Source organism: Methanonatronarchaeum sp. AMET-Sl (genome assembly GCF_029854155.1).
Classification (GTDB): Archaea; Halobacteriota; Methanonatronarchaeia; order Methanonatronarchaeales; family Methanonatronarchaeaceae; genus Methanonatronarchaeum.
Genome location: NZ_CP122958.1, coordinates 423091 through 445334 on the forward strand (window position 1 = coordinate 423091; position 22244 = coordinate 445334).

Genomic DNA, 22244 nt, shown 5'->3' on the forward strand with positions numbered 1-22244 from the left:
AAATGAGTTACTTAATTAACGTACTCCAGCGCTAGAGCACGGGTTTTTGCGCCTGTTCAACCCATAATCTATGGTGTTTCTTAGAATGGTGAGAACACTCCGACGAAAACTAGCCATGCGAGAGCTGTTTTAGCTGTTAGGCTAAGTATTATGTATGTTTTTTCTCCGTATAGGTAGTCTCGCCATTTTCCTATTCCTTTGTACTGTAGAACCATGTTTGCTGAGAAAGTGTTGAATAAGACGAAGTATACGACGAGAATTAGGTATACGAATGTTGGTGGCTGTGTTTCTGCGGTACTTACAGCTGTTATGAAGTAGGCTGCTATAACGATCCATGCGGTGAAGCCTGATATTGCTCCGAGTATGTATGCGGTCCAGTCAACTTGTTTTGTAAAGCTATTGATTTTCTCCATTAGGTATCCGAACATGATCATCATGGCGTTAAGTACGAATATCATCACCAATGACCAGAACTCCCATACACCAACGAACTGTGCGATTAATACGATCATTATGGAGCTTGATATTGAGTATTCATACCACCTATATGGGTTCATTCCTTGGCTGAGATATTTTTTGTATTTCTTGTTTTTTACGTAGGCTATGTATATGTGTGCGAACCCGGATATTAACAGGAATGAAGCAAGGATAATACCTAAATACTCGATTGTGAAAAAAACCTCTGGGTTTGGCAAAACATTGAAAGTTCCATTTGTAATCTCAAAATCTAGATAAAAAGTATATATATCTCGTGACCATTCAAGCCAGAAACCAAGTGCAACCAACAAAAAACCTTGGAATAGATGTAGAATCCCTGCCTGTACATTAAGTTTTCTTAAATTACTAAAGCTTATCTCTGAGTTAGATATAGCTTTTTTACGTTCTAAGTTATCCACTAAAAACCCCTAAATACTATGTAACATTATTAAAGCATATATATTTTTTCAAAAGTTTGGGTTCATGGTTTTTTTGGTGGTTTTTAGGTCAGTTATTTCTGTTTTGCCATACCAAACATTATATATGGAGCTTAAATCGAAAGTTATCGATCTTCGGATTGATGGTGAGAAAGCGATTTTGAGTGATGAGGTTTCTAGATCGCTTGGTGTATGTCATGGGAATAGGGTGATGGTTAGTGGTAAGACAGGTTCTGCCACTACTTTCATAGCTATTACAAGTGATATTGTTGGTGAAAGTGAGGTAGGGCTTGTTTCTGATTTTGCTGAGAAAATTGGTGTTGAGGAAGGAGATGTTGTTGAGATCGCCCCTACTGGACGTCCTGACTCAGCTAATTATGTTCGTAAAAAGATTTATGGAGATTCTCTTTCTAGAGATGAGATGTATGAGTTGGTTAAGGATATTGCTGACCGAAATCTAAGTAATTATGAGTTATCAGCGCTTGTAACTGCTGTAGCTATCAGGGATATGTCTATGGATGAAGTACAATGGATGACTGAAGCTATGGTTGAGTATGGTGAACGCCTTGAGTTCAGTGAGTATCCTGTTGTCGATAAACATTCAATTGGAGGGGTGCCTGGTAATAAAATAACTTTATTGATTGTTCCAATTGTTGTTTCGGCGGGCCTTTTAATTCCTAAAACTTCTTCGAGAGCTATTACTGGTGCAGCGGGAACTGCTGATATAATGGAGGTATTAGCTCCTGTTAAGTTTACTGCGAAAGAGATTTATCAGATGACTAAGGAGGTTGGTGGCGCGATTGTGTGGGGTGGTTCAACACACATAGCTCCAGCAGATGATGAGATAATTCGTGCTGAATATCCATTGTCTTTAGATCCTGTATCTATTTTGATTGCCAGTGTTTTAGCTAAAAAAAAGGCTATTGGAGCAGATAAAGTCGTTATAGACATACCGGTTGGTGCTGGAACCAAGATTGAAGACCGTAAAGAAGGATCTAAACTGGCTAGAGACTTTATTGAATTAGGTGATAGACTGGATATGGATATAGAGTGTGCTGTAACTTTTGGTGGCTCACCTATAGGGAAAGCAGTTGGACCTGCTCTTGAAGCTCGTGAAGCATTGAAGGCTTTAGAAGGAAAAGAAATTCCTAAAAGCTTGATTGAAAAATCTTGTTCAATCGCAGGAATTTTGTTTGAGATGGCAGGCACCACCTCGAGAGATGAGGGTAGAGATAAAGCTAAGAAACTACTGGAGAGCGGAAAACCGCTTAAAAAACTTAAAGAAATAATTGAAGTTCAGGGCGGAAACCCCGAAATCACAAGCAAAGATATAGAGGTTGGTCAATATCAAGAAACTTTAACCTCACCTTCAGAGGGATATGTAACATCTGTAGATAATAAAGCGTTGGTCAGTATTGCAAGAGCTCTCGGCTCTCCGTCGGATAAAAAAGCAGGATTAGAGATATGTAAAAAAGGCGGCGACAATGTATGCAAGAAAGACACATTAATAAAACTATATGCAGAAGAGGAATGGAAACTGAAAGAAGGAATGAAAGAAGCTAAAAAACAATTTCCACTAGGAATAGAGGGAATAGTGTTAGAAAGAATACCAGAGCTATAAACCAACCACCCCCACACTCCAATCCACTCTACTCCATCCTCATCTTTTTTTACCAATTTCCTATGTCTCGTTGCCTTACTGCTTTAGGGAGCGGGGGTGGAGGGAGGGTTAGGTAGGAGTTAATTTGAGTAGGGAAACTTAAAAAAATGTTTTTTAGGGTTTTTTGAATTTAACTAAAACGAGTCTTTTTGATTTTTCCCTGATTTGTTTTTCTGTTGGGTTAATTGGTACGCCATATATCTTTAGTAGTATTTTCCAGTGCCATGATTTTTTTATTAATTTCTTTAGATATTTTGAGATGGTTTCTGGGTCTATAACTGCATCTCCGGTTGTTTTGTATGTTTTTCCTTTATATTTTATTTTTACTGGATGTGTTTTTCTAAAGTTTTTCCACCAACTGGCTTCTTGTTTCATCGTTATTACAAATAGTCTGTTTCTGTTTGGATGGTAATAAACAGGTGTTGTGTATTTTTCACCGGATTTATGGCCTTTGTATGAGATGCACATTAGTCGTGTGCTTAATGGCCAATGGAGTTTTGAATCTAATATTTTTTTTATTAGGGGGTTGAATATTTTTGATTCGACCCAAATCAATTTCTCTAGTATTTTGTTGGATTTTTTTATTGACATTTTAGAGGTTGTGTTTGTTTTTAGATTAGTGTTAGTGTGAAGAATGCGTAGGACAGTCCTGCTGATACTGTTGGGCCGATTATCCATAGTGAGACGAATTTAGCTATTGCTTTTGGCCTTACTAGGCGTTCTCCAGTGTCTATGTCTTCTATTTTTTCTTCTCCTATTTTAGCTACTTTTTTCGGTTGTTCGGCGAGTAATGGGTTTATTGTTAGGTCGACCTCTTGTTCTCCTGTAGCTACTTGTTTTACTGTTGCTACACGACTTGCCCGCCCCCATCCTAGTCCTACGATGGTCATTACTGTTCCCATTACGAGGCTGATAGGTATTCCGATGTATGAAAGTCCAGTTGTTATTGTTGCAGCTACTACTGCAACTATTACTGCTGCTAGTAGGGGTAGTTCTGTTAGGTCGTTTCCAACGCTGTCCATCGTTCGTCGTGCTATTGTGAATCCGCCTAAACCGATGGCTAGGGTTGCTATTATTATTGCGGGGTTTTCTCCTAATTCTCCGCTTCCTACAAGTGGTGCTACGGCGTTAGGTACGTTTGAAGCTCCTGCACTGAAAGCCATGAAGCAACCGATTGCTATTACAATGGTTATTGAGATTATTTCTTGGTAAGTTGTGTTTGGCCCCAACTTGATTTTTGGTTTAACTCCGCTCCACCCTATATCTAGGATTGGGCCTTTTGATTTCTCTGATTTGAAATATCTCTCTAGATATGGATAGATATACCTTCCTGTTACGGCTCCGGCCCAGAAAGCTATAACTGGGGTTACTAACCACCATGTTACTATTCGACCCAATATTTCCCAATTTAATGTACCTGTTGCGAGTCCGAGCCCTGCTATTGATCCAACTGCAGTCATTGAGGTTGGTACTGGAACACCGTATAGGTTTGCTATTAATATTCCGAGACCTATGAACAGTAGGATCATTATGCTTGCTTGAAGTGTGAACATATCGCTGGGAACGAGTCCTCTTCCGAGAGTGTCGATTACGCGTCGACCTACTGTCCAACCTCCCAGAAATACGAAGAATGTGAAAAGTAGTGCTGCCCAGTTTTTTGTTATTACTTCAGCGCCAACGGGTACACCCCAACATATACCTGCTGAAGAACCTCCAATATTAAATCCTACGAAAACTGCGATTAGGACACCGATAATGAGAAAGAGTTCAAGCATCTAGGGATGGATAGGGTTAGTTTGAAATAATTTTTTCGGCCACTATATCTATTTTTTTTGGTTTTATTGTTTTTTTCTGTGTATTCGGAGTCTTCTGTTTATTGTTTTGAATTCTGATCTTAGTTTGTAGGGCATTGTTTCTGTTTTGCCTATTATTAGGTATCCTCCTGGGTTTAGGGCTTTTTTTAGGTTTTTGAATATGGGTATTTTGTAGTCGTTGGATACGTATATGAAGACGTTTCTGCAGAGTATTAGGTCGAATTTTTTGTTTATCTGGTCTGCTATGAGGTCTTTGTGTTGGAATTTACATAGTTTTTTGATTTTTGGTTTTGCTTTGTAGGTCTGTTTGTTGACGTCTATGTATTTTTTGTAGTTGTCTAGGTAGGAGAGTTGTCTTTCTATGTCTACGGTTCTACTTGATTTGTAGATTCCTTTTCTTGCTTTTTTTAGTGCTTTGTCATCGATGTCTGTTCCGGTTACTATGTTTTTTCTTAGTTTTGAGCCGTTGTTTTCTAGATATAGCATTGCTAGGCTGTATGCTTCTCGTCCATCGCTGCATGCAGCGCTCCAGAGTTTTGGTCGTCGTTTTTCTTCTATTAGTTTTTTTATTATTTCGTCGATTTCTTGCCATACGTCTTTGTTTCTGAAAAACTTTGTTACGTTTACTTTAAGTGTGTCTAATAGTTCTTTTTGTTCTTGTTGGTCTTTTTTTAGTTTTTTTAGGTAGTTGTTGTATGTTTCTGTGTCGGTTCTTTTCATTCGGCTTCTTATTCGTCGTTTTAGGTATTTTTCTTCGTAGTAGGTTCCGTGGAAGGAGAGTTTGCGTTCTATATGGTTTATTAGTTTGTTGAAGTCGTTTGTCAAATCTCTTTAACCCCTTTCTTAACGCTTTTGATCTCTATGTTCCAGGAGTTTGGTTTTAGTTTTATTGATCGTCCGTAGTTGCCTCCTGTGTCTTCTTCTATTATTGGTATATCTAGTTCGTTGAGTTTTTTCTTAGCTGCTTTTATGTTTCTTTCTCCGATTGTTCCGTTTTCTCCTGTGAAGTTGAACATATTGCTTCCGCCAACGATTTTTGCTTTTAGGTCTTTTTTTTGTGAACCCATTTCTGTTAGTTTGTCTACAACTTGCTGTATTCCAGAATCTACGTATTTACTGGGGTTTTTGTCTCTTGAGTCTTCGTAGGAGGGTAGCATGGCGTGTAATAGTCCGGAGGTTTTTTGTTTTGGGTCGTATATCGCTATTCCTACACATGACCCTAATCCATTTGTTTTAAGTGTATCTCCATTATCTGTTACATGGTATTCTCCTATTCCAACGTTTATCTCTTCGTTGTCTTTACCGATGTCGTCTCTATCGCTATATATTTTCATGGGCTATCACATCATGCCGTTTAAGCTTTCTCTTATACTCTCGTTTTCGAAAAATACATATACATCGCTTTCAAATTCTTGGCTGGCTGCGTCTATTTTTGTATCGAAAAGAAATACGTGTCTTTGGTCTTCAGCCATCAAACTTAAAACAGATTCTACTATTGAAGTACCCATGTCATGCATATATCTGGGTGTTGATATGTCTATGTCTGTTTGGAGCATGTCGGCCCATCCGTCTATGAATCCGCTTGTCATTATGTTGCCTATTTCTTGTATTGCGCTTTGCTCCATCTCGCCATATTCATCGGTTTCTTTTCCTAAGAGGTTGCTGGCGATGTCTTTCGCGGATTTTTCGCTAAACTTTATCAGTACATAGCCACTTAGGCTTCCATTAAACTTGAATACGTTTGCTACACAGCTTTTATCACTAAATTCATTCCCCATTTCCTCTATTGGTATGAAGTTGAGGTTCACTATTCTTAGGTTGGTTGGTGTCTGGGTCATTGTACTGAGGTTTTCAGAGATTTGTTTAGCGCTGATTTTTGTTACTTCATTAAGTTTTCTAAGGCCTTCTGTATCTATTGGGTCTTGTTTTTTATCGCTATGTTTTTTTAATGCGTTTTCTAGTGAATCTGGTTCTGGGAACATATAGAAATAGAATTTAATGCTTTCTCCAACTGTTTTCATCTCGCTTACGAACGCGATGATGAAGTCGGTTTTTGTTTCATTACCTATCTCTGTTTGCACCATCTGGTTCCACTGGCCCTCGATGTATCTGGGTGTTGATATGTCTATGTCTGTTTGGAGCATGTCGGCCCATCCGTCTATGAATCCGCTTGTCATTATGTTGCCTATTTCTTGTATTGCGCTTTGCTCCATCTCACCGAATTCATCACTGGCTGTATCGCCGGCTAGAGGCATTAATGATTCAACTATTTGGTTGGCGCTTTCCGGTGGGAATACAATTATTGAACCGCCTTTTAAACCTCCTTGGTAATCGATGTTTACTCCTCTGTATTTTGAGCCATTCAGGTGTTTGTTCAGTTCTTTTATTGGGATGAAGTCGACTTTGGTGACATCTACATCTATTTCTTTATCGACCATCATGGATAGGCTTTTAGCGGCGGTGTCAGCGCCTTTTATAGCCATTCGGTTGAAGGATCCGAGTGAATCTATCTGTATCTTCATGTTTCCAACTCTATGTCGTTCATCATTTGAACAAGGTCGTTTAGGTTTGGAAATACGTATATTTCTCCTGAAAGTGATTCGGAGTCGGCTGCAGGTGTGTGTATACGTGAATCAAATAATAAAGCAATGTCATCGTCATCGAAATCGATTTCTTGGTCGACAATATTGCTTCCGCTTGTGTGATAGAATCTAGGTGTCCCTATCTCTATGGTTGTGTTTAATACGTTTGCCCATCCGTCTATGAATCCGCTTGTCATTATGTTGCCTATTTCTTGTATTGCGCTTTGCTCCATCTCATTGAACTCACTGTCCTCTCCGTTTTCATCAACCATACCTGCTAACATAACTTGGGAGAGGGTTTTAGCGCTATCTTCGTCGAAAAAGATTAATACACAGCCGTTAGGCATAGATTCGAGATTTATCCGAATTGCAATACGATCTTCATACCCCATATGGGTTCTGATGTTGTCTATATCTAAGAAATTTATCTTTGTAATCTGCATTTCAGTTTCGATCTGTGTCATCTGTGTTAGTTGATCTGCAACTGTGTTGGCGCCTTCTTTAGCCATCTCATTAAACATACTAAGTTTCCTTATATCTATCATCATGCTCAAATTCATCACCATAATCATATAAACAAATTAAGTTTCGCTTGCCTTCCTCAGGGTATCAACATCGATTATGTTTATTACCTTGCCTTCACCCATTATCGCGGCACCTGCAATACCAGGGGTGTTGCTTACAAGACTGCCATAGGTTTTAACAACAACTTCTTCAATCTTTATGACTTTATCGCACTGTAGGGCCATTGGACTGATTTCATCTTTAATTTTAAGACACATTCCTTTAGGGCTTGAATCAGGTATTTTGAAAACCTCTCCAAGCCTATGGACCCTGTAGGTTTCTCCATCGATATCCATTATCTCTTGGCCATCAATCTTGGTAGAGTTCTCCATGTTCAATATTTTATCAAGGTTTTTTACAGGTATACCGAATACCTCATTCCCAACTTCTATTAACAAGACTTTTATTATGCTAACTGTGAAAGGTAGGGAGAGTTTTATATTGGTTCCCTTACCGGGGTCACTACTGATATCTATAGAGCCATCAAGTTTGGATATTGTGTTTTTAACAACATCCATACCAACTCCTCTCCCACTGACCTCGGTAACTTCGCTTGAGGTTGAGAAACCACTTTCAAAAATTAATTCATAGATCTCGTTATCCGACATATCATCAACTTGGCTTTCATTGACAACACCTCTCTCTAATGCTTTCTCTTTAATCGCATCAGCATCAAGTCCCTGACCGTCATCTTTAACCTCGATAACGGCTTTACCCTGTTCTTGACGGCCCTCCAAAACTATCTCTCCGACTTCAGGTTTTCCTGCTTCTATGCGTTCTTCAGGAGGTTCAATACCATGGTCAACCGCGTTACGCAGTAAATGCATCAATGGATCTCCAATCTCATTTAGAACGGTTCTATCAAGCTCGAGGTCATCACCCTTAATGATTAAATCGATTTTTTTCCCCTCTGAGTTGGCGAGGTCACGCACCATTCTTGGAAACTTACTGACAACCTTCTTTAACGGAACCAAACGGATATCCATAACAATATTCTGTAGCTTTGAAGAAAGTTTATCCAACTCCTTAAGCTCTTTCTCAACTTTAAGAGTTTCACCACTATCTATCGACTGTCTAATTCTTATACGGGTCGTTACAAGCTCTTTAACTCGATTCATCAATGAATCTATTTGATCGGTATCAACTCTAACCGACTGAATCTTCTCCATAGATTGACCATCAGAAACAGAACTAACGCTTGGTTTGGTGGTCTCCAAATCTTTAATGTCTTTTCCAAACTCTATTTCGTCTTCGTTGTTATCTAAAACCTCTTTAACAGGCTTAACGATGTATTCACCAACCTTACTTGAGTTATCAAGTTTATCTTTAATAGATTCAATGGAGGTATCTATGGAGCATACGAACTCTATCCGAGCATCATACTCCCCATCATAAACCTCATCTATTGGTGGGTTTGATTTAACGACCTCAAGACCATCAAGTGACTTGAATAGAAGTTTAGCGTCAATACCCTTCATCTCCAAGTTTTCAAGCTCTATCTCAATATAATACCCATCAAATACCTCAATTTCATTAAGCCATCCATCTTTAACTTCTGTTTCACCGTTATCACTTGGAGTTGAAGAGTTCTCGATTTCACTTCGTATATCATCTATTATTGGAGATGGATCGATCGTGGTTTCACCACTCTCTTCAATCTCATTCAACATGCTTTCAATAGTGTCAACGCCCTTGAAAACCGAATCCATTTTCTTAGAAGTTACCTCTATCTCCTTACTTCTAACTCCATCTAATAGGTCTTCTATAGCATGGGAAAGATCGCTTGCTCCCTGAAAACCCATAGCTCCAAAATTACCTTTTAATGTGTGTGCGGCCCTAAAAACGGAGTCAATAGCTTCCCTGTTTTCAGGGTCTTTCTCTATCTTAAGGAGAGCATTATTAATCTCGGTCAACATCTCCTTGCCTTCAAGCACAAAACTCTCTAAATATTCTTCCATCACAAAACACCATTAATCAACTTCTAACCACATCAAGGATATTTTTAGGTATCTCATTTATAGGTAAAACCCTGTCAACAACTCCAGCTTCAATCGCTCGTTTAGGAATTCCAAAAACCTGGCTAGTTGCTTCATCCTGAACTATCACAGAGCCACCCACCTCCTTGATCGCTCTAGCACCATCCACACCGTCACGACCCATACCTGTAAGCAAGGTGCCAACTAAAACACCATCTACCTTACGAGCCGCCGACATCATTGTAACATCTATAGCAGGCCTAATACTATTTACTGGAGGACTATTTGTCAAACGAACCCCAACCCTATCTTTTTGATAACTAATTACCTTGAGATGGTGTCCACCACGAGCAACCAAACCCTCACCAACCCGTATTTTATCCCGCTCTCCAGATTCACGTATCTTATATTCAGAGGAACGATCCAGTCTTTTAGCAAACTGTTTTGTAAATGGACTGGACATATGCTGTACAACAATAATCTTAAAACCTGATTCCAATGGAAGGTCTGAAAGAACTTTTTCAACACATTTAGGCCCACCTGTAGATGCACCAATAATAAGTGTCGGCTGACCCTCTATATCTTTAATACCCTTAAAATCGGTTTGTCTTTCTGAACTTATATCGATAACCGGTTCTGTACCAGCTACAGCCCTAACCTTCTGAACAAGCTCGCTAGACATCCTAGATATCTCTATAGATTTATCTCCTCCAGGTTTAACGAAGAAATCTACTGCGCCCCGATCCAATGCCTCCATCGTCATTTCAGCTTTTTTGGTAGAATGACTACTGATAACAAGGATTGGTGTAGGAGTTTCATCCATAATATTTTCAATAGCCTCAAGACCCCCCATCTCAGGCATCTCAAGGTCCATAGTAATTACATCTGGATTTAATGCACCAGCTTTCTCTACTGCTTCGACTCCGTTTTCAGCGGCTCCAACTACCTCTATACCGCCTTTTTCAAGTATGTTCTTTAGAACTTCCCGCATGAAACGGGAGTCATCTACCACTAAAGCCTTAACCATATTGATATCAACAACCAAGATATTAGTTGGAGACAACGTCGTTTATAGCTTCCATCACACTTGGTTTCTGGAAAGGTTTTGTTATATATCCATCGGCTCCCGCTTGTATCGCTTTCTCCATCTTTTTCTCTTGACCAACAGATGTACACATAATTATTTTAGCACTGGAATCACGTTTCTTGATTTCAGCTGTTGCTTCGATACCGGTTTTAACCGGCATAACTATATCCATCATTGTGATATCTGGATCGAGGTCAAAATATTTTTGAACTGCATCGGCACCGTTTTCAGCTTCTCCAACAACACTGTGTTTCTCCTCCAATATTTGTTTAAGAAGATTTCGCATGAAATCAGAATCATCAACGACCATTATTTTTTGAGACATAATTAACCACTGAAACTATAATACATTTTTACGGTTTTTATAGATTTTGTTGGTAAATTAAAAACGATAAAACCAAAAAAACTAATAAATAAAATCTTTAATCATGCCGATTCAATTTTTTTTGACTTAATCTATCTAAAAAAACAGTTTCCCAAATCTATGATCTAAACCCCCTATATACGGAAGAATAAAATGCTTGGTTTAACTGGAGTTATCATTGGATTATTATCTATAATACTGTTGGTTCGAATACGAGTAGATTATGGAGTGGCTATGATAGTTGGCTCCCTAATAGTAGCATTAACAAGCCAGTTCACACCCAATCAACTCATTGAATCAACTGTAAACACCTTGATAGATCCAAGCACAATCGACCTAATCGTATTAGTTATTTTCATCAACATGATCGGGGTGGGTATGAAAGAAACAGGACAAATAGATAAGGTTTTAGATGGTTTCAGGTCATTAATGTCACGTAGAGGAACTATAGGAGCAATACCAGCCATATTCGGTTTATTACCAATGCCTGGTGGAGCCTTAATGTCAGCACCGGTGATGGAGCCAGAAGCAGATAGACTAAACTCCACAAATGAAGAAAAAACCGTAATAAACTTCTGGTTCAGACATTTCTTCTTCTTCATCTTTCCATTCTCACCAGACCTAGTACTAGCAGCAAGGCTAGGAGAAGTTAGCCTATACCAATTAATACTAATACAAATACCAGTCGCTCTACTTGCTCTAATAGTTGGATACCTATTTTATATAAGGCCCTTAGAGAAAGGAGAGATAGAGGGTGATAAAGGCTATCTAAACGGGACATGGACGGTTATATATGGCTTAGCACCAATCCTGATTGCAATAACCCTTTATGGAATAACAGATATAAGCCTAAGGTTTTTTGTACCACTAGCATTCCTCTTATTGGTGCTTCAGAATATAGAGCGCCTCAAGACCAAAAAAACAATAATGATAATGAAACAAGGTTTCCCACCAAACCTAGTGTTAGCCGTATTTGGGATAATGTTTTTCAGAGAAGTATTAACAGAGAGCGGATCTCTAGAAATCGTTGTAGAGCTCTCAAGAACTATCGGAATACCAATCGAATTAATAGTTCTATTAATACCATTTATAATGGGTGTTGTCACAGGGATAGGGATGGCAGCAATAGGAATCTCATTTCCATTGATACTGCCCTTCATACCAGAAGTACAGCCCATACACATAAGCATGTTATTCGTATCCTGTTTCCTAGGATACCTAGCATCACCGGTACACCTATGCCTAGTAGTAACAAGAGAATACTTCGATTCAGACTTATTTAAAAACCTAATAGAGATAGCAAAACCAATCTCAATCCTCCTGCTATACAACCTAATAATCGTAATACTATTTATCTAAAATCTATATTTGAGAATTAAGACCCTCAAGCAGATAGATGAAGAGGTAGGGATGTTCCTTACCAAACAATGTATAAAACCGGTTTTTTGGGGTGATAGGGTTTGTCACATAGAAATGGATTGGAGATATTGTCAGGTTTTTAACTACAAACAGCTGTTTTTGTGATGTTTACCTCACAATAAATGGTTTTTTAATGATTAATTAGGTGTTTTATCCGAAAGGTATTTAAGGAAATAGTCTGAGTTTTTTAAAGAAATGTTTGAACGAGAAAACTGGGCAACCCGGATGGGTTTTATCCTGGCTGCCGTAGGTAGCGCAGTCGGGCTGGGAAACATATGGCGTTTCCCTTTCCAGGTTGGACAAGAAGGTGGTGCAGCGTTTCTATTGATCTACCTATTGTTTATTTTTGCAATAGGATTCCCCGCAATGCTCGTCGAATTCGTTATCGGCCGTAGATCTCAACGTAACCCAATTAACGCGTTTGAAGAACTTGGCTACAAAAAATGGATGTTCGCAGGGGCAATCGGTGTAGCAACTGCCTTCGTGATACTTGCGTTCTACAGCGTTGTCGGAGGATGGGTCTTCCGATATGCCGGCGCAAGCCTTACAGGAGCTTACTTCGCAGACCCCGAGGCTTATTTCGGTGCAATAGCCATGGGATACGACGCCCTAGCTTTCCACGCTTTATTCATGTTACTTACCGGAGGAATCGTTTTCCTCGGGATAAAACGTGGTATTGAAATAGCGGTTAAACTAATGGTTCCAGCAATAGTCGTTTTATTGATATTCCTTGGAATATATGCATTTACGCTAGAAGGCGCTATGGAAGGTGTTACATGGTATCTAGAACCTGATTTCGCGGTTCTAGCTGAAAACTGGACATCGATATTACCTGCCGCGGCAGGACAGGCATTCTTCACCCTATCGCTTGGTATGGGTGCAATGATAACCTATTCTTCTTATCTCGGTGAAGACAAGAACTTAGGTCAAGACGGTGCCTCAATCGTTGGTCTGGACACATTGATAGCTATAATGACCGGTTTCGTCGTTTTCCCAATACTTTTCACAATGGGAGTTTCACCAGGCGATGGTGGAGCAGGAGAACTCTTTATAGGTCTTGGCGGTGCAATAGCTGAACTACCAGGCATAGCCGCAGAACTAGTAGGATTCTTGTTCTTCTTCACAGTCCTAATCGCCGCATTATCCAGTGCAATAAGCATACTCGAAGTAGTTGTCTCATTTATCGTTGACAACTTCAGAATAGACAGGAAGATAGCAGCAACCGGCGTCAGCTTAGCAATATTCCTATCAGGAGTTCCAGTCGCATTTGACTTATATTGGCTAGATATATACGACCACCTCACCGCATACATACTACTGCCACTCGGTATGTTCTTACTAGTGATTTTCGTTGGATGGATATACGAAGAAGCCGAAGAAGAACTTGCCAAAGGAGTTGAGAACAGAAGCCTCATAAGAGCATGGCTTTGGCACGTAAGAATACCAATACTAATCGTTATAGGAATAGTACTACTACTCAACTTCGATTGGTATCTCGCAGAATACGCTGGAGTAAGCTACATAGACTGGATAACTGGAATGTTCTAAAACCCAATCCGGATAAATAAATCCGAGAAACCCTATCACGGGGTTTCTCAAAAACTATTTTATTTTTTTCGATAACACTTAATTAAAACCAAGGGAATTGACCTTACAGCTGACAAGAAACAATTTTTTTTCTAAATCTGGGAGAATGTGGTTTGGCCTAAAATATATGAGGATTTAACTCTTATTCTTGGTTCGGCGTTCCTATAACACATAGACGGGAAAAAGGATTTGAAGATAATATGGATGCAATTGTGCTTGCAGGGGGATTTGCAACAAGGCTATGGCCACTAACTAGGGATAAGGCGAAGCCTTTGCTACCGTTAGGTGAGAAAGAGATTGTTGATTACCTATTGGATGAATTAGTTGGAGAAGAGAGGGTTGACAAAGTCTATCTCTCAACAAACAAAAAATTCCGAGAGGATTTTCAGTTATACCTAAACTCTAGAGATTACAGAGATGTTGAGGTTGTTGTTGAAGACTCGATTAAAGAAGGTGAGAAACTGGGGGCAATCGGTGCACTTCACCAATTAGTTACCTCCAGAAACCTAGATGGTCCTTTATTGATAGTTGCTGGTGACAACTACGTCTCTTTTTCTTTATCAGAATTTATCGATTTCTATTTAGAAGGAGAGGGTTCTTGTTTAGCTGCATATGACCTTGAAGGAGATCCAAGCCAGTTTGGGGTTCTAGAAGTTGATGGAGAGAGGGTAGTTGATTTTGAAGAAAAACCCAGTGAACCCAAATCTAATTTAATAAGCATTGCTTTCTACTTACTTTCAAGTAAGGGGGTTAAAAACCTTGATACTTATATGAATGAAGGATTGAATCCGGATTCCCCCGGCTACTTTATCGAGTGGTTGATAAACCATGAAGATGTAAGGGCATTTAAGTTTGAAGGAAACTGGTTTGATATAGGAACTCCGAAAGGATATATAGATGCATACACTACTGTCGTAGCTGAAAACACATTTGTATCAACTGAAATAGAGTCATCTAATGTAAATAGGTCCTATATAGAGAACTCATTGATAGAGAACTCAACCATCAATGACAGCATTATCGTGGGAGAATCAAAGGTAAAAAACTGTGAACTAAATAGAGTTATAGTTGATGGTGAAGAAATAGTTGACAAGGAAATAAAAAACAAAGTAATCAGTGATAAAAAAACAAAAAACAAAGAATGATTAAAAAAACTTTAGATAATTTTTAATTAAAAATTGAGATAGAGTTATTTTTCTTTTTTGTTGGTTTTTTGTTGACAGGATTTGTCTTCTCCTAACTTGCCTACAGCGTCTGACCGGCATTGACGGCAGTGTTTCATTTGACGTACATATTCACTACATTTTTCTTGTATCTCTTTTTTTTGTTGTCTTGTTGGGGGTTCTATGTCTTCTAGTTTGTATTGTGGTATCAAGGGAGTTATGTTTTGTAGGTAGACTCCTTTTTCGTGTATTTTCTTCGCAATATCCGGTATGTGTTCTTCGTTTATTGTTGGTATTAAAACTGTGTTGACCTTGATTATCATGTCTGTTTCCATTGCTTTCTCTAAACCCTCTAACTGTTTTTCGATTAATATTTCTGCTGCTTCTTTTCCTCTGTATTCTTTGCCGTTGTGTTTTATGTATGTGTATATTTCTTTGCCTATTTCTGGGTCTACAGCGTTGATTGTTATTGTTAGGTTTGATACTCCTATTTCATCCAGTTCTTTTATTTTCTCTGGTAGGAGTAATCCGTTTGTACTGATGCATAATATTTTGTTTGGATATTTTTCTTTGATTAATCGGAGGGTTTCGTATGTCTCTGGATTGTAGAGGGGTTCGCCAGGCCCGGCCACCCCTACTACTTTGATGTATGGATATTTTTTGAATACTTCGTCTGCTCTTTCTAATGATTGTTGTGGGGTCAGTACGTCGCTGGATACGCCGGGCCTGGTTTCGTTTACGCAGTCATATTTGCGTATGCAGTAGTTGCATTGTATGTTGCATTTTGGTGCGACCGGGAGATGCATCCGTCCGAACCGACTGCATGCTTTCTCGCTAAAACATGGATGGCTCTGTATCTTTCTGAGTTGTTCGGGGTCGAAGGGTACTTCCTTCCCGTCTATGTTTACGGATAGGTAGTTTTCTTTATTCAATTTATTCTTCTGCCTCAGGTTTTTCTTCTGCCTCTTCTGCCTCTTCTGCCTCTTCTGTTTCTTCAGGTTCTTCGCCATTTAGGGTTGTTTTTAGGCCCATTGCTTTGGCTGTTATTATTACGAGGTCTTCTACGTCGAGTCGGCCTTCTTCTATTTCTCCGCTTTCCATTAGGCTTTTTACTCCATCGCTTAGGTTTAGTCGGCAGAATGGACATGAACTTGAAACCATTTCTGCTCCGGTTTCTAATGCGTCTCTACATCTTGTTTCGGCTGAATTTCCAGCCACTTCTGGTATACCGGCTTTTACTCCGCCTCCGGCTCCACAACAACGGCTTAGGTTGTGGCTTCTTTCCATTTCAACTAGTTCGATTCCGGGGATGTTTTCGTATACGTATCTTGGGTCTTCGAATATCTCGAGGTCTAGCCTTAGGTGGCATGGGTCGTGGTATGTTATCTTCATTTCTTCGTCCCATTCATCACTCCACTCCATGTCTCCTTCTCTTATTACATCGGCTAGGAACTGTGAGATATGTATGAATTGGAGGTCGATGTCTTCGTCTAGTATTTTTCCCCAATCGAGTAGTGCTGTTCTGAAACATCCTGCGCAACTGAACAATACCTTCTTTACGCCTCTTTCTTTGAGTCTTTTGACGTTGTTTTCGGTCATTTTACGCACGATTCTCTCGCCTTCTTCATCTCCGCTTTGTCTGTATTGGCCTGTTCTCAGTAATACGGATCCACAGCACTCTTCTTCTTCACCTAGATATGTGAATGGTATATCCAGTTTGTTAAGTATTCTCATTCCTGCTGCAGCAACTGTTCTCATTCGTAGTGAGGCGGTGCATCCGGTGAAGTATGCTATTTCTGCTTCGTCTGCTATCTCGATGTCGCTTGGAATCCAGTTGACTCGTTCTTCTTTCTCTTCCATGTATGGATTGCTGTATTTCTGGAGTATCTCTGTGAATTTTGCTTGTTTTCCGTATGGGCCTTCTCCGGCTAGAACTAGGTTTTGTCTAAGGGATTCCCATAGTTCGACTGTGTCTATGTTTACGGGGCATACTTCTTTACAGCTTCCGCATGTTGTGCATGTGTATAGGTCGTCTCGGAATTTCTCTATTTCTTCTGGTTCAACGGGGTCTGGCCCGAATATTTTGGCTTTAAGGCCGTAGTTACGGTTTATAAACTGTCTCCACCTATTGATTTTGCTTCTTGGGGCTACATCTATGTCGTCTGTAGCGTCTTTAGTTGGACAGATATCTTCACATTCACCACATCTGGTACATGCATCAAGCTCCATTATTGATTTTGCTTCTAGGGCTTTGAAATCTATATTTGGTTCGTTTTTAGCCATTTATATACACCTTAATTATGTTTCTGGTTCGTGTTTTTTTCCATAAGCCTTTCTTGGCTTGTATTCCTCTCCATAATTCGCCATCTGTGTCAGTGGTACTGCGAAGAAGTGCATGAATTTGGTGAACGGTAGTATTGCTAGGAATATTAATGATATAACGCCGTGTCCTAACGCTATTTCTGTACTTGTTATTGCGCCTCCTAGGAACTCCCAGCTTCCAGCGAATATCTCTGGGAAATGGCCGTAGAATGGTTCTTCTCGAGCGAATGCAGCAAGGAAACCGGTTATGTTAACTATTATTAAGAATACCAATGGCCCCCAATCGTATGCGCTTGATAATCTTTTGGTTGGCTCTCCAACAAACCTGTTCACTACAGCGATTATTAAGCCGATCATTAGTATAATTCCGAATAGGTTGCCCCAGATTGCTACATGCAGTGATTCTTTTTCGGCTATGAAGTGGTCGATTGGCCATCCTAGTATGTAGTATGTTATTATTTCGTAGAGAAGTAGATAGATTGAGAGTATGAATAGTGCCATGAATCCCCAGAAAATGGACATGTGCATTACCCATCGGTACTTGCTTCTGTTATAGAGTCTTTTTTGGAGTAATCCGTTTATAACTATGTTTTTTATTCCGGGTTTTGCGTCGGCCGAGTGTGCAAAGCTTTTTAAGAAGTTTTTAACACCAGTTTCGTCTGCGTCTCCCATCCATTCGCGTGACCCTTTTCCGTATATATTGAATTTCCAGAGGAGTCCAGCTCCAAAAATGAAGACCGTGATTAACGCGACTGCCATTATTGCTAGGAAACTGACCCCACTATAGAAATGACTACCAATAAACATTGTTTAATCCTCTTTTTAACTTTTTTTTAACTGTACTGTATTTCTATGCCAGCGACGGCTGAATTTTAAAGTAATATTATTTACTGTTTATAAAGATTTTCCCCGATTTATTCGGCTATCTGTTTTTCACCGGTTTTTTGTTCTATAATAATCAGGTTTTCTTTCACTTTACGTATGACTTCATCTAACTTGCTTTGTGGACATGCCTCACCCCTTATAATTCCCGAAACGATTTCAACGACTTCTCCTTTTGTTTTTGTTTCATTATCTGGTGGCATGGCTTTCCGTGTTTTGATACCTATCGATGCAAAATCCTCGAAATCAACTGGACATTGGGTAACGCAGATAGCTGGTATGTCAACATTTCTTAAAACAAGCCTGGCTTTATAGATTATGTGGTTTTTAACGTTCCCTAGATGTATTACAGCTAACTTAAATTGCTCTATCTTTTTGATTTCCTCTGGCTCCAAACCGAAGGTACCCATTGTTCGTGCGGGAGCATCTGTAGGCACACCACTACCGGCATTTAGAACAATAACGCTTGTATCTATACCTTCTTCCCTTAATGCATATGTTATTTCACATATTGGTTTTGTTATATGTCTACGTCCAGGCCCCATGGCGATAGCTATTACGTCTCGGGAGGGAGATTCGGCAACGGTGTTCCTTTGAGCTAGTCCACCGGTTTTAGCTAGGCCTGCGGTTTCTCTGCAATCAACTATACGGCATTTCCTGCCGATTCCTTTTTTCAAACCTGAACCTCCTTCTCTTCAACCAACTTATTAACAACCTTTTCCGGATCCCCAGATACAACTATCTTACCGTTGCTCATTAGGCAGGCACGGTCACATGTATCTAAAATAAAGTCTTTATCGTGGCTTATTATCAAGAAAGTTGCCCCCAACTCTTCTCTTGCACTTACAATTGATTCTGCGACTTCTGCTTTAGTCACCGGGTCAAGTGTTCCAGCCGGTTCGTCAAGGATGTTTAGGGTGGGTTCTTTCATCAAGACCTGTGCTAGTGCTACACGTTGGTCTTCACCAACGCTTAGAGATCTTGGGAGTGAATCAAGTATCGATTCAACTCTTGACTCGGTCATTCCAAGGCCTTCAAGTGTTTCTTGGGCTTTTATTCGAACGAACTCTTCAGGTAGTTTGGTGCCTATAGCTGTGGAGAGGTTTTCAAAAACCGTTGAATAAGGATGGAGGGAGTGTTCTTGATGTAATATCTCAAGGTGCGGTGTTGCCCTACCTTTACCTCTAGGGCCTTTTTTAGACATATCTATCCAGTCATCCCCTATACGTACCTCGACATCTCCGTTATCAGGCTCAGTTATTCCAGATATCATTCTCGCTAGAGTTGTTTTTCCTGAACCGCTCCAACCTACTAAACCAAATATCTCTTTTTCATCGATTTCTAGTGAAACACCATCTACCGCTTTAACGACACCACGTTTAACTGAATAGAAATATTTTTTCGCATCTTGAACTCTTACTATAGTGTCTTCGAAATCTACTTCTTTTGGAGCTGTAGGGCCTTGGATTTTAATGAACTCTTCTGTTATCTCTTCAGGAGAGCCTTCTTTAACTAATTCACCTGATTCGAGCCAGGCACCTCTGTCACTGATGTCTCGGATTACATCGGGCCAGTGAGATGCAGTTATAACTGTTAGACCTTCTCTATCTGCTTTATAACTAAGCATGTTGTGAACCGTGTCTGCACTTTTTGGGTCAAGTGTTCCTGTGGGCTCGTCGGCTAAAAGCAACATCGGTTTTTTAGCTAGTTGTCTAGCTAGAACAACACGTTGTTTTTCACCACCACTGAGATCTCTAGCGATATGGGTGGTTCGATGGGTCATATCGACTTTTTCAAGCAGATTCATAGCAAACTCAGCTTTCTCTGATTTTGTCATATATGGGTCGTTGATTGCTTCAAGCACGTTCTCAATCGTTGATTTGTCTCCGAAAAGTGAGAAACTCCGTTGTAGCATTATAGCGATTCGAGACCTAATCGCCCTAAATAGATCTCTGTTAGCGTTCCAGTAATCCACATCTTGCTGCTCCATTTCTTCTTGACATCTAGGACAGGTTGAGGACGACCCTGCAGGCTCGACCCACATACATTCAGGACAGACTAATAGATTAAAGATAATCTGCCCTTCCTGGGGTTTATATTCGGTACTACCTCTAATTGCATGCATCAATACTGATTTTCCAGCACCGCTTTTACCCATGAGGCCGTATATTTCACCCTTACCAATCGATAAGTTAACATTGTTTAATGCGGTAACATCGTCAAATCGCTTAGTGAGATTTTTGACCCTAATAAATTCGTCCGACATAAGTCTCAGAACCCTTTAATTAAAAACGCTTCAACTAAGTATTAAATCGTTTGTTTACTTATGACTTTTTGGTATAAAATAGATATTTCAAAACCCTATACCTCTATTAATGATTTACCTTAAATCAGTAGTACAGTATCTGTTTTAGACTATTTTAATCCGGTAGATATTTCTAACTGGATTAAGGGTAGTCACTATTTTCTCTATATTAATCTATGGTTAACTCTAGGACCTATGGCCGAATTTATTTTTGTTTTATTGATTGGTTTTTGTTTTGTTGTGAACTACTTTGGGGTTAAGCCCTGAGATAATCTCCCTCTACCGCCTGTAGATATCTATGTGTTTTTGAATTGAATTAGGGTTTTAGGTTTTTTTGTGTATGGTGGATAATATTTTTTTAGTGCAATATTTCTATACATTTAGGTGGGTAATTATATTGTGTGTTTGTTTTGGTTAAGGTAAGGTTGTTTTGTGGTTTGCGGTTTTTTTAAAGTTCTCTGGTGGTTTTGTTGAGGTTTTGTATATGGAATTGGAAAAATTTGTGAAAAATAATGTTTATAGGCGGAGTGAAGGTTTGGGGTTGAGAGGGTCGTCGGTTGGTCGGGGTGAGATAGATAGGTATAAGGAGTTTATGGTTTTTGAGAACTTGAAGTATGCTTTTGATAACTCTAGGTTTTATCGTGAGTTGTTTAATGAGGAGGGGGTTGTTCCTGGTGAGGTTGGTAGTTTGGTTGAGTTTAGGGAGAGGGTGCCGTTAACTTCTATTGATGATGTTATTGGAAGTCATTATCGTTTTATGGCGGTAACTCGGAATGATATATTTCGTGGGTTTACTGATGGTGGTAAGAGGGTTTTGTATACTAAGGAAGAGCTTAAACACTTGGTTATGTCTATATCGGCTGGTTTGGAGACTGTTGGTTTGAATAAGGATGATCGTTTATTGATTACTTTTCCGAAAGAGACTGAGTGGGGCTGTCCTTTTTTAGTTAAGATGGCTGCTGAGGAAAGTGATTGCACGGTAAAACATACTGATCATTTGACGGCTGAAAAACAGATTGAAGAGATGAATGAGTTTCAGCCTACGGCAGTTATAGGGTCTCATCCATATCTATATACTTTGGCTAAAACTATCGATCGAATGGATGGTCTTGATTTAGGTGAGGTGGATATTGAGAGGATGGTGATGTCAAGGGGGTGTGTTTACTATCCTTTTAATGAAGAGATACGTAGTGAGGTTGAGAGGATTTATGGCTGTGATGTGTATGACCATTATGGGACTACTGAAACGGGTTTTGCTGTTGCTATTGAGTGTCCTGAGAAAGATGGCCTTCATATAAATGAGGGTGATTTTTATGCAGAGGTAATAGATCCTGATACTTTGGAGCCATTGCCTTATGGAGAGGAGGGGGAGTTGGTTATAACTACGTTGAATAGGGAGGGAATGCCGATGATTAGGTATCGTACGGGGGATATTACTTCTATAGAAAAGAACCAGCATGGATGTGGTTCTATATTGATGAGGTTGGATGGTATAAATGGAGAGGTGGGAAGTAAGTATTCTTCGTCGCAGGGAATGCCGTTGTTCTAACTTAAAACCGGTTTGATAGAGATTTTTATTTTAAATCGATTTAGAATTTAATGTTT

Annotated in this window: 20 protein-coding genes; 5 read left to right on the plus strand and 15 right to left on the minus strand. The window is 39.6% G+C overall.

Going from position 1 to position 22244, the window contains the following annotated elements:
- Nucleotides 1-80: 80 nt before the first annotated feature.
- Nucleotides 81-896: a heliorhodopsin HeR gene (gene heR, locus QEN48_RS02090; RefSeq protein ID WP_280108760.1), complete on the minus strand. Its 816-nt coding sequence runs from the start codon at nt 894-896 to the stop codon at nt 81-83.
- Nucleotides 897-972: 76 nt separating this feature from the next.
- Here heR and QEN48_RS02095 point away from each other — a divergent pair, with 76 nt between their 5' ends.
- A complete protein-coding gene (locus QEN48_RS02095) occupies nt 973-2535 on the plus strand; it encodes an AMP phosphorylase (RefSeq protein ID WP_280108761.1) in 1563 nt (520 codons plus the stop codon).
- Between the two features lie 153 nt (nt 2536-2688).
- Here the strand turns inward: QEN48_RS02095 and QEN48_RS02100 are convergent, their stop codons facing one another.
- The 9 genes from QEN48_RS02100 to cheY form a co-directional block, all read right to left on the minus strand.
- Nucleotides 2689-3165 (minus strand): hypothetical protein, encoded by a 477-nt coding sequence (locus QEN48_RS02100; RefSeq protein ID WP_280108762.1) that lies wholly within the window; start codon nt 3163-3165, stop codon nt 2689-2691.
- 20 nt (nt 3166-3185) lie between these two features.
- Nucleotides 3186-4349 (minus strand): inorganic phosphate transporter, encoded by a 1164-nt coding sequence (locus QEN48_RS02105; RefSeq protein WP_280108763.1) that lies wholly within the window; start codon nt 4347-4349, stop codon nt 3186-3188.
- Nucleotides 4350-4412: 63 nt separating this feature from the next.
- Nucleotides 4413-5213 carry a protein-glutamate O-methyltransferase CheR gene (locus QEN48_RS02110; RefSeq protein WP_280108764.1) on the minus strand — a complete coding sequence of 267 codons (801 nt, stop codon included), beginning with the start codon at nt 5211-5213 and terminating at the stop codon, nt 4413-4415.
- Nucleotides 5210-5722 (minus strand): hypothetical protein, encoded by a 513-nt coding sequence (locus tag QEN48_RS02115; protein ID WP_280108765.1) that lies wholly within the window; start codon nt 5720-5722, stop codon nt 5210-5212. Before QEN48_RS02115 ends, QEN48_RS02110 begins: the two co-directional genes overlap by 4 nt.
- 6 nt (nt 5723-5728) lie before the next feature.
- Nucleotides 5729-6910, minus strand: coding sequence for a chemotaxis protein CheC (locus QEN48_RS02120; RefSeq protein ID WP_280108766.1), 1182 nt, complete (start codon nt 6908-6910; stop codon nt 5729-5731).
- On the minus strand, nt 6907-7518 hold the full coding sequence (locus QEN48_RS02125; RefSeq protein ID WP_280109089.1) for a chemotaxis protein CheC: 612 nt from the start codon (nt 7516-7518) through the stop codon (nt 6907-6909). The genes QEN48_RS02120 and QEN48_RS02125 overlap by 4 nt, the downstream gene beginning before the upstream one ends.
- Before the next feature lie 33 nt (nt 7519-7551).
- Complete coding sequence (locus QEN48_RS02130) at nt 7552-9492, minus strand: chemotaxis protein CheA (protein ID WP_280108767.1); 1941 nt, start codon at nt 9490-9492, stop codon at nt 7552-7554.
- Nucleotides 9493-9508: 16 nt separating this feature from the next.
- Nucleotides 9509-10537: a chemotaxis-specific protein-glutamate methyltransferase CheB gene (gene cheB / locus QEN48_RS02135; protein WP_280108768.1), complete on the minus strand. Its 1029-nt coding sequence runs from the start codon at nt 10535-10537 to the stop codon at nt 9509-9511.
- A 22-nt stretch (nt 10538-10559) separates the two neighbouring features.
- Nucleotides 10560-10922, minus strand: a complete 363-nt coding sequence (gene cheY, locus QEN48_RS02140) for a chemotaxis protein CheY (RefSeq protein ID WP_280108769.1) — start codon at nt 10920-10922, stop codon at nt 10560-10562.
- Nucleotides 10923-11114: 192 nt separating this feature from the next.
- On the opposite strand from cheY, the gene QEN48_RS02145 reads away from it, so the two are divergent.
- From QEN48_RS02145 to QEN48_RS02155, 3 genes are all read left to right on the plus strand, one after another.
- On the plus strand, nt 11115-12320 hold the full coding sequence (locus tag QEN48_RS02145; RefSeq protein ID WP_280108770.1) for a DUF401 family protein: 1206 nt from the start codon (nt 11115-11117) through the stop codon (nt 12318-12320).
- 255 nt (nt 12321-12575) lie between these two features.
- Entirely contained in the window at nt 12576-13928 is a 1353-nt protein-coding gene (locus QEN48_RS02150) for a sodium-dependent transporter (RefSeq protein WP_280108771.1), read from the plus strand.
- Nucleotides 13929-14167: 239 nt separating this feature from the next.
- Nucleotides 14168-15112 carry a sugar phosphate nucleotidyltransferase gene (locus QEN48_RS02155; RefSeq protein WP_280108772.1) on the plus strand — a complete coding sequence of 315 codons (945 nt, stop codon included), beginning with the start codon at nt 14168-14170 and terminating at the stop codon, nt 15110-15112.
- A gap of 44 nt (nt 15113-15156) precedes the next feature.
- Here QEN48_RS02155 and nifB read toward each other — a convergent pair whose 3' ends face one another.
- From nifB to atwA, 5 genes are all read right to left on the minus strand, one after another.
- Nucleotides 15157-16062: a nitrogenase cofactor biosynthesis protein NifB gene (gene nifB / locus QEN48_RS02160; protein ID WP_347985118.1), complete on the minus strand. Its 906-nt coding sequence runs from the start codon at nt 16060-16062 to the stop codon at nt 15157-15159.
- 1 nt (nt 16063) lies between these two features.
- Nucleotides 16064-17413, minus strand: coding sequence for a (Fe-S)-binding protein (locus tag QEN48_RS02165; protein WP_280108774.1), 1350 nt, complete (start codon nt 17411-17413; stop codon nt 16064-16066).
- Nucleotides 17414-17428: 15 nt separating this feature from the next.
- Nucleotides 17429-18259 carry a respiratory nitrate reductase subunit gamma gene (locus QEN48_RS02170; protein WP_280108775.1) on the minus strand — a complete coding sequence of 277 codons (831 nt, stop codon included), beginning with the start codon at nt 18257-18259 and terminating at the stop codon, nt 17429-17431.
- A gap of 107 nt (nt 18260-18366) precedes the next feature.
- Nucleotides 18367-19011: a methyl-coenzyme M reductase I operon protein C gene (gene mcrC, locus QEN48_RS02175; protein WP_280108776.1), complete on the minus strand. Its 645-nt coding sequence runs from the start codon at nt 19009-19011 to the stop codon at nt 18367-18369.
- The gene (atwA, locus tag QEN48_RS02180; protein WP_280108777.1) at nt 19008-20600 is read right to left on the minus strand and encodes a methyl coenzyme M reductase system, component A2; all 1593 of its coding nucleotides are present in this window, start codon (nt 20598-20600) and stop codon (nt 19008-19010) included. The genes mcrC and atwA overlap by 4 nt, the downstream gene beginning before the upstream one ends.
- Nucleotides 20601-21123: 523 nt before the next feature.
- Between atwA and QEN48_RS02185 the strand changes: the two genes are divergently transcribed.
- Entirely contained in the window at nt 21124-22188 is a 1065-nt protein-coding gene (locus QEN48_RS02185; RefSeq protein WP_280108778.1) for an AMP-binding protein, read from the plus strand.
- The last annotated feature ends 56 nt before the right edge of the window (nt 22189-22244 follow it).

Excerpts from the sequence above, each read along its gene's own strand:
- QEN48_RS02100 (WP_280108762.1), bottom strand. The coding sequence starts at position 3,165 with ATGTCAATAAAAAAATCCAACAAAATACTAGAGAAATTGATTTGGGTC.
- QEN48_RS02105 (WP_280108763.1), bottom strand. The coding sequence starts at position 4,349 with ATGCTTGAACTCTTTCTCATTATCGGTGTCCTAATCGCAGTTTTCGTA.
- QEN48_RS02115 (WP_280108765.1), bottom strand. The coding sequence starts at position 5,722 with ATGAAAATATATAGCGATAGAGACGACATCGGTAAAGACAACGAAGAG.
- QEN48_RS02120 (WP_280108766.1), bottom strand. The coding sequence starts at position 6,910 with ATGAAGATACAGATAGATTCACTCGGATCCTTCAACCGAATGGCTATA.
- QEN48_RS02125 (WP_280109089.1), bottom strand. The coding sequence starts at position 7,518 with ATGATGATAGATATAAGGAAACTTAGTATGTTTAATGAGATGGCTAAA.
- QEN48_RS02130 (WP_280108767.1), bottom strand. The coding sequence starts at position 9,492 with ATGGAAGAATATTTAGAGAGTTTTGTGCTTGAAGGCAAGGAGATGTTG.
- cheB (WP_280108768.1), bottom strand. The coding sequence starts at position 10,537 with ATGGTTAAGGCTTTAGTGGTAGATGACTCCCGTTTCATGCGGGAAGTT.
- cheY (WP_280108769.1), bottom strand. The coding sequence starts at position 10,922 with ATGTCTCAAAAAATAATGGTCGTTGATGATTCTGATTTCATGCGAAAT.
- QEN48_RS02145 (WP_280108770.1), top strand. The coding sequence starts at position 11,115 with ATGCTTGGTTTAACTGGAGTTATCATTGGATTATTATCTATAATACTG.
- QEN48_RS02150 (WP_280108771.1), top strand. The coding sequence starts at position 12,576 with ATGTTTGAACGAGAAAACTGGGCAACCCGGATGGGTTTTATCCTGGCT.
- QEN48_RS02155 (WP_280108772.1), top strand. The coding sequence starts at position 14,168 with ATGGATGCAATTGTGCTTGCAGGGGGATTTGCAACAAGGCTATGGCCA.
- QEN48_RS02165 (WP_280108774.1), bottom strand. The coding sequence starts at position 17,413 with ATGGCTAAAAACGAACCAAATATAGATTTCAAAGCCCTAGAAGCAAAA.
- QEN48_RS02170 (WP_280108775.1), bottom strand. The coding sequence starts at position 18,259 with ATGTTTATTGGTAGTCATTTCTATAGTGGGGTCAGTTTCCTAGCAATA.
- atwA (WP_280108777.1), bottom strand. The coding sequence starts at position 20,600 with ATGTCGGACGAATTTATTAGGGTCAAAAATCTCACTAAGCGATTTGAC.
- QEN48_RS02185 (WP_280108778.1), top strand. The coding sequence starts at position 21,124 with ATGGAATTGGAAAAATTTGTGAAAAATAATGTTTATAGGCGGAGTGAA.